The organism is Mariniblastus fucicola, from assembly GCF_008087665.1.
GTDB classification, from domain to species: Bacteria; Planctomycetota; Planctomycetia; order Pirellulales; family Pirellulaceae; genus Mariniblastus; species Mariniblastus fucicola.
Genome location: NZ_CP042912.1, coordinates 4838352 through 4852288 on the forward strand (window position 1 = coordinate 4838352; position 13937 = coordinate 4852288).

11 protein-coding genes, 1 tRNA gene and 1 riboswitch are annotated in these 13937 nt (G+C 52.9%); of the genes, 5 read left to right on the plus strand and 7 right to left on the minus strand.

Features of this window, described 5'->3' with window-relative positions:
• Positions 1-65 precede the first annotated feature (65 nt).
• From MFFC18_RS17945 to thiC, 5 genes are all read right to left on the minus strand, one after another.
• Positions 66-1211, minus strand: coding sequence for a tyrosine-type recombinase/integrase (locus MFFC18_RS17945; RefSeq protein WP_075082979.1), 1146 nt, complete (start codon positions 1209-1211; stop codon positions 66-68).
• 137 nt (positions 1212-1348) lie between these two features.
• Positions 1349-1431 (minus strand) — tRNA-Leu (locus MFFC18_RS17950).
• A gap of 103 nt (positions 1432-1534) precedes the next feature.
• Positions 1535-5038, minus strand: coding sequence for an ABC transporter permease (locus MFFC18_RS17955; RefSeq protein WP_075082978.1), 3504 nt, complete (start codon positions 5036-5038; stop codon positions 1535-1537).
• Positions 5039-5246: 208 nt separating this feature from the next.
• Complete coding sequence (locus MFFC18_RS17960; RefSeq protein ID WP_157665065.1) at positions 5247-6308, minus strand: peroxiredoxin family protein; 1062 nt, start codon at positions 6306-6308, stop codon at positions 5247-5249.
• A 493-nt stretch (positions 6309-6801) separates the two neighbouring features.
• Positions 6802-8898, minus strand: coding sequence for a phosphomethylpyrimidine synthase ThiC (gene thiC / locus MFFC18_RS17965; protein ID WP_084416883.1), 2097 nt, complete (start codon positions 8896-8898; stop codon positions 6802-6804).
• 78 nt (positions 8899-8976) lie between these two features.
• Positions 8977-9144: riboswitch (TPP riboswitch) on the minus strand.
• 172 nt (positions 9145-9316) lie between these two features.
• On the opposite strand from thiC, the gene MFFC18_RS17970 reads away from it, so the two are divergent.
• Complete coding sequence (locus MFFC18_RS17970; RefSeq protein ID WP_075082977.1) at positions 9317-9655, plus strand: DUF952 domain-containing protein; 339 nt, start codon at positions 9317-9319, stop codon at positions 9653-9655.
• 11 nt (positions 9656-9666) lie between these two features.
• The gene (locus MFFC18_RS17975; protein WP_075082976.1) at positions 9667-10119 is read left to right on the plus strand and encodes a GNAT family N-acetyltransferase; all 453 of its coding nucleotides are present in this window, start codon (positions 9667-9669) and stop codon (positions 10117-10119) included.
• Between the two features lie 77 nt (positions 10120-10196).
• On the opposite strand, the gene MFFC18_RS17980 is transcribed toward MFFC18_RS17975, so the two are convergent.
• Both MFFC18_RS17980 and dapB read right to left on the minus strand, forming a co-directional pair.
• Positions 10197-10556 (minus strand): hypothetical protein, encoded by a 360-nt coding sequence (locus MFFC18_RS17980; RefSeq protein WP_075082975.1) that lies wholly within the window; start codon positions 10554-10556, stop codon positions 10197-10199.
• Complete coding sequence (gene dapB, locus MFFC18_RS17985) at positions 10543-11352, minus strand: 4-hydroxy-tetrahydrodipicolinate reductase (protein ID WP_075082974.1); 810 nt, start codon at positions 11350-11352, stop codon at positions 10543-10545. The genes MFFC18_RS17980 and dapB overlap by 14 nt, the downstream gene beginning before the upstream one ends.
• Positions 11353-12099: 747 nt before the next feature.
• On the opposite strand from dapB, the gene MFFC18_RS17990 reads away from it, so the two are divergent.
• Genes MFFC18_RS17990 through MFFC18_RS18000 form a run of 3 tightly spaced genes read left to right on the plus strand, consistent with a single transcriptional unit; the run spans position 12100 to position 13935 of the window.
• Positions 12100-12483: a TraR/DksA family transcriptional regulator gene (locus tag MFFC18_RS17990; RefSeq protein ID WP_075082973.1), complete on the plus strand. Its 384-nt coding sequence runs from the start codon at positions 12100-12102 to the stop codon at positions 12481-12483.
• Positions 12458-13120 carry a signal peptidase II gene (locus MFFC18_RS17995; RefSeq protein ID WP_075082972.1) on the plus strand — a complete coding sequence of 221 codons (663 nt, stop codon included), beginning with the start codon at positions 12458-12460 and terminating at the stop codon, positions 13118-13120. Before MFFC18_RS17990 ends, MFFC18_RS17995 begins: the two co-directional genes overlap by 26 nt.
• Positions 13117-13935 (plus strand): inositol monophosphatase family protein, encoded by an 819-nt coding sequence (locus MFFC18_RS18000; protein WP_075082971.1) that lies wholly within the window; start codon positions 13117-13119, stop codon positions 13933-13935. The genes MFFC18_RS17995 and MFFC18_RS18000 overlap by 4 nt, the downstream gene beginning before the upstream one ends.
• Positions 13936-13937 lie beyond the last annotated feature (2 nt).

Sequence of the window (13937 nt, forward strand, 5' to 3'; positions counted from 1 at the left end):
TTCGCGACGATCGGCGTTGTGGGAGCTACCCAGCACCGGCGTTCGATTTGTATGTTGTACGAAACTCAGCCGATCTTTGCCATTACTTGGGCTGCCTTTGCGATGTCGCGTTCGGCGTAAATTTCCGTTGTTCTTGCGTTCGCATGACCGGCAACAACTTGAGCCGCTTCCAGTCCATGTTCACGCCGTACAGTCGTTGCGGTGGCATGCCGCAACTGGTTTGGCGTCCAGTGATGCTCCTTCTCCCATCGCTTCAACGCTTCGCCTACTGTTCCTTCCGGTGGTGGAAAAGCTTTGCGGCAAGCTCGATGAATCGCTTGGCTGTAGTGCAACCGCGCAAACGGTTTCCCACTACGGCGTTGAAAGCAAAGCTCCGATTCTTCGCGGTGGGGCGGAAGGAATGGCGACAGCACTTTCTGAGCCTCAGGGCCGATGACCACGACGCGACCCTGCCCATGATGCTCCGTCTTGTGCGACTCAGGGCGATAGAGCCAGACGCCATCGTGACCGCCGCCGGTGCGATCGATGTCCATTGACCGTAAAATGAATAGCTCGCCAGGACGGCAGCCAACGAGACGCTGAAACCGAATCATTGCTCGCGTCGTCTCGTACGGCACATGCGCGAGCGTTGCGTTCACGACGTCATCGGGAACTGCTTCAACAGGTGCATACTCCGTAGCCGACGTCTTCCCCTTCCGCAACCACGACACGGTAGCGAGTGCCTGATGAACTCCAACCGGGACAAGTTCCCGTGAGACGCCCCATTTAAACGCACGCTTGATTCGGCCAGTCTGCTGATTCACATACTTTCTGCAAAGCCCGTCCTTTACCAACATGTTTTGGTAGGCAATCAACAGCAACGGCCCAACTTCATCGACTGGCTTGGTTCCGTAGGCCTTACGAAACGTTCGGACAGCCGACTTCAACGGCGGAATTTCGCCAGTCGGCTTGCCGTTCTTCACGTAGAAGCCCTTCGCGAACTTCCAGTATGCCGCCATCAGGTCGGAGACGGTGATAGCTCGCTTCGATTCCGACTTTGGTAGCAGCCGGCCATTGGCAAGCCATTGAGCAACGAGCATGTCGTATTGCTGTTTACTGGCCTTTGAACCGTGAAGGCCAAGGTAGAAATCCTTGCCTGAAAGAGTGACGACGGCTTGTCCCGTCTTTCTATGCTTCCGATATTTCGGCGGCGTTTTTGATGCTCCACGCATGACGATTCAGCTCCCGTTTAGAGCAAATCCGGTAGACTACCGGATTTGCTGGTTTGGAAACGGGCTACTCTGCCACACTTGGGCAGGTAATCAGAAAGCTGAATCATCCGCGTTTTTACGAGGTTTTCACCTCAAAGTACCGGCTAGAGGACTTGAACCTCCACTCCCAAAGGGAACTTGATTTTGAATCAAGCGCGTCTGCCAATTCCGCCAAGCCGGCTTGTCGCATGAAGGAATTTTAATCCAACGGCTACGGTTTGGACAAGTGGATTTCGGACGGGTTCGCAGCAATCGCGAATTTAAGCCAATACTGCCCAGACTGCCTAAGCTTTGAGCGAATCCAGCAGATTCATTTGCGACAAGATTCGTGTTGCAAGGAGGCTGGCGACGATTCCGATAGCGAAAATCGCGATGAAGATTCCCCCGAGTGCAACCCACGGAACCGAAGCATCACCAAAAAGGTAATGGGGCAGGGTACCGCATAACGCGGCGAGGATTCCGACGACCAATCCAGTCCCCAACAGCCATCCGTTCTCAATCAAAATCATCCCGGCCAGGCGTCCTTTCCCGAAACCTACGGCTCGCATCAACCCGAGTTCTCGTTTGCGTTCCAAAACGTTGCGAATTTGGACCGCGGCGAGGCCGAATGTGCCCAGCAACAAACCGAGGGCTCCCAGCGATTGAAACGTGCTGAGGTAAGTATTCTGCACCGACATGAAATTCGCCAACAATCGCGGCGCGGACCGGGCATCAAACCCTTCGTCGCCCAGTTGCTGTTCGAGAACAGCGACGGCTTGCGCTGAATCCGTTTCGTTCTCGCTGTCAATCAAGAAGTATCGCGAGCCCCCAAGGTATGGAAAGGCTCGGACAAAGCTGTCTTCGGAAACCAACAGACTGCCTTGAAGAATTGTGTTGCTGAGAAATCCGACGACTCGAAACGTAACGGTTTCGCCGGTATCAAAGTGCACCACATAGTCACCGCCAGGAGCAAAAATCTTCAAACTGTAGTTCGCGGTGTTCTTGTCAATAATGACTGGAATGGCTCCATCGTCGTAGCTGCGATTCAACATCGTCCACGGGTTTGCGGATTCAGCATCCGATTCAGCCACCGATCCTCCCCATGCGAACGCTGGAACTTCTGCGTTGAAGCTGTCAATGAAATCCTGTGTCGCGCCGAGCACGCGTGGCTGGGTAGATTGATAGAGATTGTTGCAACTGGCGTCCTCTCCCGGTTTGAATCGAAATCCGAAGACGCGCGTCGAAGGCGGAAGAGTCGCGTCAAGCAATTCAGTTTGCCCGTCGGCTGAACTCAGGTTTGAAAACAGCGGCTGGCTCGACTGAGCCACGTAATCGAATCCGGCTGTTCCCTGTTCGGTTGGAGTCAGCCGAAAGGAACTGACGGCGGCGATCAGGAAACTGGCAACGGCGACCAGGCCAATGGTCAGCGTACTTCGCAGTGGATTCCGCCTCAGACTCATCAGAGCCAACTGCTGCAGATCGGTTGCCGAATTGGATTCGCCATCGCGTTCCAGCATCGAGTAAACGAACATCAGCATCGCGGCCAAAACACAAAACCCACTGCCCATAAACGAACCGGCTTGCGCGTCGCCGCTGAGGTTAATCGCCAATACAGAAAGGATGACAGCGAGAACCAGCATGCTGACGATTGCAACAGGCATCCATTTTTTCGACTTTCTGTTCGGCAAACTCGCAGACTCGTCAATCCGACCAGCCAACATGCCGCGAACGCTTTGCCGACGCAGCGAACGCAAGGCCCAAAAGATCGTTCCGACACAAATCAAAATTCCGCTGACGAATCCGATCAAAATGCTTACCGGTCCGATGTGCAAGTCGATGATCGGTTTGGAAATGGCGCCAACCCACCAGGTCTTCAGCCCCCAAATCATGGCCGCGGCATAACCAATTCCGATCAGGATCCCGAGCACAGCTCCCAGTATGCAAACCAGCAGCATTTCACGTATCCAGATGCCCGAAACACGTTTTGCCGGCAGTCCAACGGCCTGTAATAATCCGACTTCGGAAGCTCGGGACTGCAGTGTCAATCGAAACAGCAGCGACACGAGAATCAGCCCGGACGCGATTACGAACATGCTGAGCGCGAGAAAAAGTACGTCAAAAGGGGTCGAGCCGGATGAAGCTGTCAACGCGTTTTGCCGCAGCGTAATCAGTTCGAATCCGGACGCTCCTTTCGTTTCCGCGATCGCAGACAGCAGCCGAGTTTGAATCTCGGATCGTTCCGTTTTCGCCGGAATGCGATAGGAGGTCACGTCTCCAAAACGGCTACTCCAAAGCTTCTGTCCGGTGGCGAACGACACAAACGCTTTCGGCGTCGTGCGATGATTCTCCCAATACGTATCGTCAGAAGGACGAAGTTTGCTGGCCGTTTCAAATGGCAAGTCCCAGTTCTCGATCGATTCAGCGTCCGTCACGCCGGGGACTTCCGGAGTCAGATTGGGATCGTTGGCAAGCGTCGGGGCCGTGTCGAACTTCGCCGGAACAACTTCGCCGCGACGGCGAACTTCGAAAGCTTCATACGGTTCAGTCAATGCCGCGATTGCGGAGACAACCAATGTCGCTTCCTGTTTTGTCTGTTTGCCGTGGGTCGTTTCGGGATCGAACCAGGCAATCGTGAGGCTGTCTCCGACATCAACGTCGATATCGTTGGCTGCCCATTCGTTGATTACGATCTCGTCTTCACTTGGAGGCTGAATTCGCTGTCCGTCGACATCACGCAATGGAAACGCGTCATCGATGTCGATTGCTGCGATCATTGAAAACGGAATGCCGGATTCCGAATCTGATTTGCGAATATCGTTGGCGAGATAAGTGAAAACCGGTTTGGCGCCTGGAAAAGTTTCTTCGATCGCCGACACGACCGCCGGCAGAAGCACCAGTTGCTCAGAAGACAATGTCCAATAGTCAAACACGGTTGCAGATTGTCCGTCGCTTTCGAAAGTCTGCGTGACGCGTTTGAGAGATATGCCTTCGTCTTCCAGTGTCCGTGGAAGCTCACGCAGAACGTTCTGAAAGTCTGCAGCGGCTGCACGATTGGCGTCAGTGCGGCCAAGGAAAGAAACGTTGACTTGCTCCGAACTCGACTTGTGCCGCAGTGCACTGCGTGAGAGCGAATCCTGGAGCATTTGAACGGGCACGAAAATGTTCGGACTATCCAGCTGGCTTTGGTGCATACTAAAACCTGCGAGACCTTCATTGGGCAAAATCTGAACGACTTCGATTCCGACCAGGCTTTCGATCAGATCACGCTTCGCCCCTAACGCACTTTCGGCAGGAAGCTGAGTCGGTTTCGGGATCCGCAAGGTGACAGGACTCGCGGACTCGCTATCAGCGATACCCAATTGGTCGGCGAGAGCCCGATTGATGATTGCGGTGTCGCCCGAAAGTTCGTTGACCGAAATGCCGCTGGTGTCGAGTTGCCAGAACTCGTTCGGGACACCGAAAACGTTGACGTTGGCCGCACGCTGAATGCCGGACTGGGAGGAATCTTGCGTTTCCACGGTTCCGTTGTTGAACAGAATTGCCGGGACAGACTGATCCCAAAACGCGGCAAGTTCCTGATTGTTGTCAGGTCGCATGGATGACTGGTCGAAGAACCCACGCGAAATCAGCAAGTCGTCTGTTTCACCAAGCCGGTCCAGCGTCAGGTCACGCAGACTCGTTCGCATACTGTCGCCAACGAGCAGTGCTCCCGTCAACACCGCGGTGGCGGCGGCGACGCCGAGCGCGATCGCGAGGTTGACCGGCAGGTAGTGCTTGAAGCTCTGGATTGCGAGATGCCAGGAATTCATAAAAACCTTGAATTTTGGTTTGGAGCAAGATGTTTAAACGCCACGAGTTGGCGGGAGACCATGCACAGAAATTGCAAACCGACGTGGTTTGCGATATTGCAATGAGGCAAGCGACATTGTATCCATTTCTCAATACGTAAAAAAAGAGCCGACTGACAAAAGCAGTCGGCTCAAGTGAAATTGTTCGCAAGAGTGACAGAGGACGGATCTAGCCTTTGCTCTCGCTCAGTTCCTTTTCCAGTTTTTCGAGGAACTTCTTGAACGATTCTTTGGTCGCAAGAGCAACTGCTTTCTTCTGTACTGCGATCGCATCTTCAAGCTTGTTGCAAATGTACAGAAGGTTTGCGTGAGTGCTCAGTGCTGATGCAATGGCTTCGTCTTTGCCATCTTTCTCCGTAAGTTCAACGCTTCGTGCTGCCGCTTCGCAAGCCGTCTTTAGAAGCTCTTCCTCGAATTTCTCACCTGCTTTGTGCTGACTAACGACTCGCCCCGTGAGCCGATTGATCATGCGCGGTTCGTCACCGGCTGACTCAATCAATTCTTTATACGCTGCGATTGATTCTTCGCCACCAGCCGCCATCGCAGCAGAGATTCGCATTCCTTTCATACGCGCAATTGTGCGAGCGTCAGCAGTTTCAGAATTCTCTTCCAGATAGGTATCGATCTTCTTCAATGCTTCCTCTGGTTTGTCCGCTCGCAAGAGCTTGCCGATCGAAGCCATCATCAAATCAGCCTTTTGCTGAACAGAGAATTCCTTCGCGAACGACTCGCGATCCCACTTGTCTTCAACGATTTCTTCAAGCGGCTTGTCCATTCTCATCGGGTGACCGATCCACTCGATTTCGCCTGTCTTGCCGACGATGAATGCTGTTGGAATACCGCCTTGGCCAGCGGCTGTCATGTAGTCTTTTGAGACCGAACCATCCGGGTCTGTGGTCAGGCAGTATGCACTGGTTAGTTCGGCATAGGTCTTCTCTTTATCGCCGCCTACGTTTTTCTTGAGAAACTTTTCAACCGTTTCAAGCTTCTCTTTGCTAACGCTGATGACCTGGACACCTTTATCAGCGTATTCGTCTTGAGTCTCAACAATATGAGGCATCGATGAGATGCATGGGCCACACCATGTTGCCCAGAACTCGACAATGTAAACTTTGTCTGCTTCAAAACCAGTGAAGCCAGAAAATTCACCGTCGCGATCACTAAGCCAGTGCTCAATATCAAGCTTCGGAGCTTTGTCCCCAATGGTCAATGTATCGTCCGCAACCGCCACTGTTGCGAGACCAGATAACGCGCTAATTGCGCAAAGCGATAAAATGGCCGCGAAGCCCCATCGGCTCAACTTGCCGAAAGAATGCTGAGCAAAACTCATGGATTTCCCCACTTAGAAATATGATTTTGATTTGTAAGAACGCAGGACCGCACGCACACTAACTTGTCGCGGTGAGTGTCCCTTTCGATCACGACATAATAGCAGGAAAACCTTCAGTAAGGGAAAGCTTTTAAGCTTCGAACGATGTGCATTTCGACCACAACACGTCCGTTCTGTGGCATAGGTTACGAAGCAGTCCACCGGAAAGGCGATGCAGAGTCGCAGACCATGCGACGCTGCGGCTGAACGACTGGTCGGCGCATTGCCTTTGCCGTTGGGATAGCCGCATGCTCCGCACTATAAATTTGTCGGACAGCGGTTGAGTCATGCACGCTCGATGCCTCGCCGTCGACGCGAGTTGAAGTCAACCCGCGTCGCAATCACCGACGCTGTGTCATTCTTTCTCAGATCCATTGAGCGACACGAGACTGCTTTGCCCCGACTCTTCGTTCGCCAACTGGCGAATGTCCTCGGAGATTTTCATGCTACAGAACGTCGGGCCACACATGGAACAAAAGTGTGCGGTTTTGGCACCTTCAGCTGGAAGCGTTTCATCGTGGTATTCGATCGCTCGGGCTGGATCGAGTCCGAGAGCAAACTGATCACGCCACCGAAACTCGAAACGGGCTTTGGAAATTGCGTTGTCGCGAATCTGCGCCGCCGGATGTCCCTTGGCGAGGTCTGCCGCGTGAGCCGCGATCTTGTAAGTGATAACGCCTTCTCGAACGTCGTCACGATTGGGAAGTCCCAGATGCTCCTTTGGCGTGACATAGCAAAGCATCGCACAGCCGTACCATCCAATTTGAGCCGCGCCGATTCCTGACGTGAAGTGATCGTAGCCTGGAGCAATATCCGTCGTTAGCGGACCAAGCGTGTAGAACGGTGCTTCGTGACACCACTCGATTTGCTTCTGCATGTTCTCCTGAATAAGGTGCATCGGCACGTGGCCCGGCCCTTCATTCATGACTTGGCAACCTTTCGCCCAAGCCCGTTTGGTTAGATCGCCCTGGACTTCGAGTTCGGCCAACTGAGCGTAATCGTTCGCGTCGGCAATCGAGCCTGGACGCAAGCCATCGCCGATTGAAAAGCTGACGTCGTAAGCTGCGCAAATATCGCAGATCTCGTCCCAGTGCTCGTAGAGAAAGTTTTCTTTCTCGTGATGAATGCACCACTTTGCCAAAATCGAACCGCCGCGAGAAACGATGCCGGTCATCCGGTTCGCCGTGTGAGGAACGAATGCTCTCAAAACGGCAGCGTGAATTGTAAAATAATCTACGCCTTGTTCCGCCTGTTCGATCAGCGTATCGCGGAACAGTTCCCATGTCAGCGCTTCGATCCGTCCGCCGGTTTTTTCCAACGCTTGATAGATCGGGACGGTTCCAATTGGCACAGGGCTGTTGCGGACGATCCATTCTCGGGTCGCGTGAATGTTCTTGCCAGTAGAAAGATCCATCACGGTGTCGGCACCCCACTTGGTGGCCCAACGCATCTTTTCGACTTCTTCATCAATGGTCGAAGTTACCGCCGAGTTCCCAATATTGGCGTTGATCTTTACAAGAAAGTTCCGCCCGATAATCATCGGCTCGCATTCCGGATGATTAATGTTCAGCGGAATGATCGCGCGGCCGCGAGCTACTTCTGAACGCACAAATTCTGCCGTAATGAAAGCAGGAGTCATCGCTCCAAACGTCTGACCGGGATGCTGGTGCTCCATGCGGTTTCGAGGCACCTGTTTGTCAGGATTGATCTCCGACGGCCGAGGCATTTCGTAACCTTCAGGAGTCGTGCAAAGCTGACGAATGCGATCAGACGCCTCCGGTGGCAGATCTTTAAGGTTCGGATACCTGTCTGCAATGGTCTCGAATTCTTCTTTTCGTCCGAGGTTTTCGCGGATCGCAATGTATTCCATTTCGGGCGTAATGATTCCCTGATCGGCATACCATTTTTGCGTGACTGGATGCCAATCGGCACCTTTGTCCTGGCTTGACTTGGCACGCAAAGGTTTTCGCTTCAATCCAGGATATTCCTTGAGCCTGTTCTTTCCATCTTTGAGCGAGTTGTATTTTTCAGCGTGCGCTTTGGAGAGATAGCCGTTGTCTTCCGGCTTCACGTCGCGACCCAAGTATTCTTCGACGTCGCCGCGATCGAGGATCCATTGAAGCCGCATCGCCGGCAAACCTTTGGTCACGTCGCCCTGAAAGTCCGGATCGCCCCACGGCCCCGCGCAGTCGTAGACTCGGATTGGATCGTTTTTCTCAACGTTGCCGTTGGGATGCTCCGTGTCCGAGAGTCGAATCTCTCGCAAGGGAACTTTTATGTCAGGATGAATCTCGCCCTGAACATAGATTCGAGTCGAGTTCGGGAACTGAGTCGGATCGTTCTCGATCGCTCGAATCTCTTCCGCGTTGTCGATCTCTTCGGTGAACTGGCCTGTATAGTCGCCGCGTTGCTTTCCGTTAACTTCTGGAGTCGGTTGCTTGGGTGCGTTCATTATTTTCCCTAATGGTAACTACCGGGGTAACAACGGGGAAAAACGACGCTGAAAGAAAGAGCGGCTTGTTCATAAAAGAAGAAACAGCCTCTCGCTCCCTTCGCCGGTATTATCCGTATCAGGTTCAAAGGGTTGTTCGGCATCTCAGCCAAAACTCTCAGTCCACTTAAAAGTAGGTCAGCCTGTCACAGACCAGGATTACGAGTCTGAAACCAACTACAACTTTGGACACCCCTGCGTTGTATTAGTATCGTGATTGGATTGTTTCTGGTCAAGGATTCATTTCGAGGATGAGGCCTACAACCAAGGCACCAACCGTAAAGAATGTCAGCAAAAAACTGAGGATTGAAGCTTCAGCGACAGATTATTCTGCGGCAAGGCATACCAACCGCACTCAAGCCCCGCTACGATTGGATACATGCACATTTTTAAAATAATTCATCGTGAACAATGGGCCGCAGCGGAAGCCGAAGGGACTTTTGCCGGTGCCGCTATCGATCTTCAGGACGGCTACATTCATTTTTCAACGGCCGAACAAGCTGCCGAAACCGCGGCTAAACATTTTGCAGGCGAAGCTGACTTATTGCTGGTCGCCGTGAATCCGGAGACGCTAGGCGATTCGTTAAAATGGGAACCGTCGCGCGGCGGAGCACTTTTCCCGCACCTCTACGCGTCGCTCAACCCCAAAAATGTCGACTGGGTCAAAGACCTGCCGCTTGGTGACAACGGCGTGCATCAATTTCCTGAATCTACCTGAGCAAAAAATCGATGTACGATCCCATTCGCTTCGCTACCGCCGAAGACGCTGAATCGATTGCCGATTTTCAGATCGCGATGGCCCTGGAAACGGAAAACAAAACTCTTTGCCCCGATGAAGTTCTCACGGCGGTAAAGTCTGTATTCGCCGACACGCAAAAGGGATTCTATTTGGTCGCCGATGTCGACAGTGAAGTCGTCGGAAGTCTGATGATCACTTACGAATGGTCAGACTGGCGGAACTGCAACATGTGGTACATCCAGTCCGTGTTCGTAAAACCAGCGAACCGCGGCAAAGGCCTGTTCAGCCAGATGTTTCACAAAGTGGTCGAGCTGGCGAAAAAGGAGAACGCAATGTACGTGCGGCTCTACGTTGAAACGGAAAACGAAAAAGCGCAGGCAGCGTACGAAAACCTGGGCATGAAACGAATGCCCTATTTCATGTACGACATGAAAGTCGAGTAGCGACAGCATCAAACCGTGTGACGCATGCCGTAGTTTGCTTGAGAAAGGTGAATGCAGACGGCCAACAAACTGCTTTCCTACGCCATTTTTTCGATAACTTCTGGCAAGGGTATTTCCAGGACCGACACTTCGCCCAGGGCTTTGATTTCGGCGAGTCGTTTCCAGCCGCGAGTCACCAGGGATTCGCGCTGCGCCACGTAGTCGGGATCCAGTTCTGCCTTCGAAAATTCACCTTCAACGACCACCGGCTCAAATGACGCATCGACAATGAACTGAGCCAACAGGGGATTGCAGCGGATGTGACGTTCCGGCGTGGCGTGGAGCAATTCGGGATCAAGCAACCCGATCACGTATCGCAAATAGAGATCGCTGTCGGTAATTTCCGCGACGTCTTCGCCGCAGACGCTGCACAGGTAACCTTCGTCACACTTGGCCATCAGACAGGCCCAGCACGTCGAACATGTTGTACAGTCCGGCAGTTTTTTTTGCGACGAATTTCGCGGCAGCCAAAGCGCCGAGCGCATAGCAATCGCGGTTCGATGCAGCGACGTGTAATTCGATCTTCTCGCCCAACATGCCGAACAGGATCGTGTGCTGGCCGGGATCGTCTCCTGCGCGAATCGCGTGGTAGCCGATCTCATTGCGAGGTCTTTGCCCGATGACTCCTTCGCGACCATGTTGTTGGTGAGTCAACCCCATTGCGTCGCCAACGATTTGGCCAAACTTGAGCGCCGTGCCACTTGGAGAGTCGACTTTGAATCGGTGGTGACGCTCGATGACTTCGACATCGACGCCGCCGTCCAGATCCTTCAATGCCGTGCCAACAAACTCGGTGACTTTCATCATCAAGTTTACGGCCAGGCTCATACTCGGGGCCCAAACGACTGGAATCGTTTCAGCAGCAGACTTGATCGCGGCGATGTCATTTTCTTCCAACCCCGTCGTGGCCATCACCAACGGACATTTGTTCGCCACGCAATATTCGATTGCCAGCTTTGCTCCATCAGGCGTTGAGAAATCGATCACGGCTTCGGATTCGCCACAGTACTCAGATCCGATATTGACTCCGGATTCTCCAGAACCGGCGACCAGTCCGGCATCGGATCCCACAGACGGATGCTCAGATCGGTCAATTGCATCGACAACGGTCAGGTCCTCGTCGGCAGCCGCGCAAGCGATCAGTCGCTGCCCCATTCGTCCGGCGGCGCCGCTAATGGAAATCTTTAAAGACATGGTTTTGGTTTTCCTCGCAAAGCGTTACATCAAAGTCGAGCCACTATGACTTATTGCATCACCAAAGTCACCGGGGCGATCGCGACGGATCATGATGCACGATCGAAATCGGACAGGGCAGACAGGGCAACTTGCACGCATGTTGGCTGTTTGGGTTTGCTCCGGTTCGTCTCGTGCTCAAAGGTGACCAGCTCTCCCAACAGCTAATTCCCGACAATGAATCGAGGAATCTGGACTTGAGTTTCTCGACCGACCGACGACCAATATCGAGACCGGTTGGACAATTGACTACTCAGCGCAGCCAACTGAAGACTCAGTAATGCCAATTCTGCAAAGTTTGGGGCCGGAAACAATTTCTCATCGGCTCGCATTATGACACCGGTTTCAAATCTTCGCCAAATGCAAATACCGTTTGTCAAAAACCGGATTTGGAAGCTCTAAGGTGAACGTAATCCACCCAAAACGAATCAAACGTGTTAATTCGATGAATTTCCGAAACCAAGTCTGGTGTTTGTTCGTAGAACGGCGATAGGATAATGCTCGAAACGGACTGGATCTTTCCCGCAGAAAGAGGCTTTGCAGGATGCCGGTAACGTTTCTTCCCTTAGAAAAACACGCTCGCTTCATCACTTTTTGAGTGATAACCAAATCGAATGCCGAAACAACTTTTCACGCATCGTGTTTAGATCTGTTCGGCGCTTAAGTTTGCGAAAGTGAATCGGGCGATAAACGGCGAAAGGAATAGAGATGGCAAAGATGAAAAAGGCGGAAGTGAAGCCTTTCAAGGAGTTGCTGCTGAATCTTCGAGCAAGATTGCGTGGAGACGTGAGCACGCTCGCGAATTCGGCACTGTCTTCTGGCGGTTCCGGCGGTTCGGGCTCTTCTTCGGTCCCCAGTCATATGGCGGACATGGGAAGTGACACGTTCGAACAGGACAACACGATCCTGTTGATGAACAGCGAAGGCGAAACTCTGACCGCGGTCGAAGGTGCTCTTGAACGGATTGAAGAGGGTGTTTATGGTTCTTGCCTTGAATGCTCTGGGAAAATCCCAAAGACTCGACTCAAAGCGATTCCCTATACTCCGCATTGCGTGAAGTGTGCCAGTGAACTCGAAGACGGCAATTATTAACGACGCTTCGAACATCGATCAACAAATTACTCCGACGGACGAGCGACTTCCTGCAAGTCGCTTCGTCCTTTTTTTTGGGCTGTTGATAGCAGGACTTGCGGCTGACCTGATCACCAAAGCCTGGGTGTTCGACAACTATTTTGATCCTCAGATCGCAACGGAAGGCGTCCACGGCCAGTACGTGGCATTCTGGTGGATCGAAGGAATCTTCGGCGTCCAGCCTTCGACCAATCCAGGGGCTCTGTTTGGCATGGGTGCCGGCATGAGTTTTTACTTCGCGATCTTCTCGCTGGTTGCTTTGGCCGGCATTCTTGGCTGGCTGTTCGTGTATCGGGCAGCGGTCGATCTGTGGCTGACGTTCGCGCTTGGTCTGGTCTCCGGTGGCATTATCGGAAACCTGTACGACCGAGTTGGACTGGGAGCCAAACCGTCTTATCCGGAACACATTCGAGATAACGTCAGGGACTGGATTCTGTTTCGCCTGGAGGGCGTTCCGTTCTTTGATCCCTGGCCGAATTTTAATATCGCTGACAGTTTGCTGGTTGTTGGAGCGATCATGCTTTTCATTCACTCTCTTGTGCTTTACAAACAGGAGCTCAATGAACAGGCATCCTCTCAAACAACGGCAGAACCTTGAGCCAATCTGAATCCACACAGCGATATGAACTCGCGCAGCAAATTGCAAAGTCCGCGGGCAAAGTCACTTTGAACTGGTTTCAAACCGACCGCTTTGAAGTTGAAAAGAAAGCCGACCGCTCGCCGTTGACGATTGCCGATCGTGAATCGGAAAAGCATCTTCGCGAACAAATCGCCAAACACTTTCCTGACGATTCGATTGTGGGTGAAGAGTTCGGAGTGACCGAAGGCAGTTCTCCGTGGAGGTGGATTCTTGACCCGATCGACGGGACGAAGTCTTTCATTTCCGGCGTGCCACTTTACGGAACCATGGTCGCGGTTGATCGAGCCATCGAAGGCAGTGACGATCGCGAATGTCTGATCGGTTCGGTTTATCTTCCCGGCCTCGACGAAGGCATCCACGCGATGAAAGGGCAGGGTGCCTGGCACTTCCGTGGTACTGAAACGCCGACAAAAGCGAGCGTTTCGACAACGACAGAAATCGCCGATGCGGTCATGGCGACATCCCAGGCGGAAACATTCGGCGAGGTCGGAGCAGCGGACGCGTGGAATCGCCTCGCGAAAGAAGTCTATTTTTGCCGCACTTGGGGCGACGTTTATGGCTACTTGCTGTTGGCCACAGGTCGAATCGAAGTGATGACTGACGCGATACTGAACATTTGGGACGCCGCCGCAGTGATGCCGATCGTTGAGGAAGCTGGCGGGGTTTTCACTGACTTTCGTGGCGAACGAAAAATCGACAGCGGCAATGCGATGGCCAGCAACGGTCCGTTCCACGATCGCCTGCTTGAAATCGTTGGTGCGAAAACGGAATAAGG

Bases quoted from the DNA above. Each gene is read 5' to 3' on its own strand.
- MFFC18_RS17945 (WP_075082979.1), bottom strand. From the start codon at position 1,211: ATGCGTGGAGCATCAAAAACGCCGCCGAAATATCGGAAGCATAGAAAG.
- MFFC18_RS17955 (WP_075082978.1), bottom strand. From the start codon at position 5,038: ATGAATTCCTGGCATCTCGCAATCCAGAGCTTCAAGCACTACCTGCCG.
- thiC (WP_084416883.1), bottom strand. From the start codon at position 8,898: ATGAACGCACCCAAGCAACCGACTCCAGAAGTTAACGGAAAGCAACGC.
- MFFC18_RS17970 (WP_075082977.1), top strand. From the start codon at position 9,317: ATGCACATTTTTAAAATAATTCATCGTGAACAATGGGCCGCAGCGGAA.
- MFFC18_RS17975 (WP_075082976.1), top strand. From the start codon at position 9,667: ATGTACGATCCCATTCGCTTCGCTACCGCCGAAGACGCTGAATCGATT.
- MFFC18_RS17980 (WP_075082975.1), bottom strand. From the start codon at position 10,556: ATGGCCAAGTGTGACGAAGGTTACCTGTGCAGCGTCTGCGGCGAAGAC.
- dapB (WP_075082974.1), bottom strand. From the start codon at position 11,352: ATGTCTTTAAAGATTTCCATTAGCGGCGCCGCCGGACGAATGGGGCAG.
- MFFC18_RS17990 (WP_075082973.1), top strand. From the start codon at position 12,100: ATGGCAAAGATGAAAAAGGCGGAAGTGAAGCCTTTCAAGGAGTTGCTG.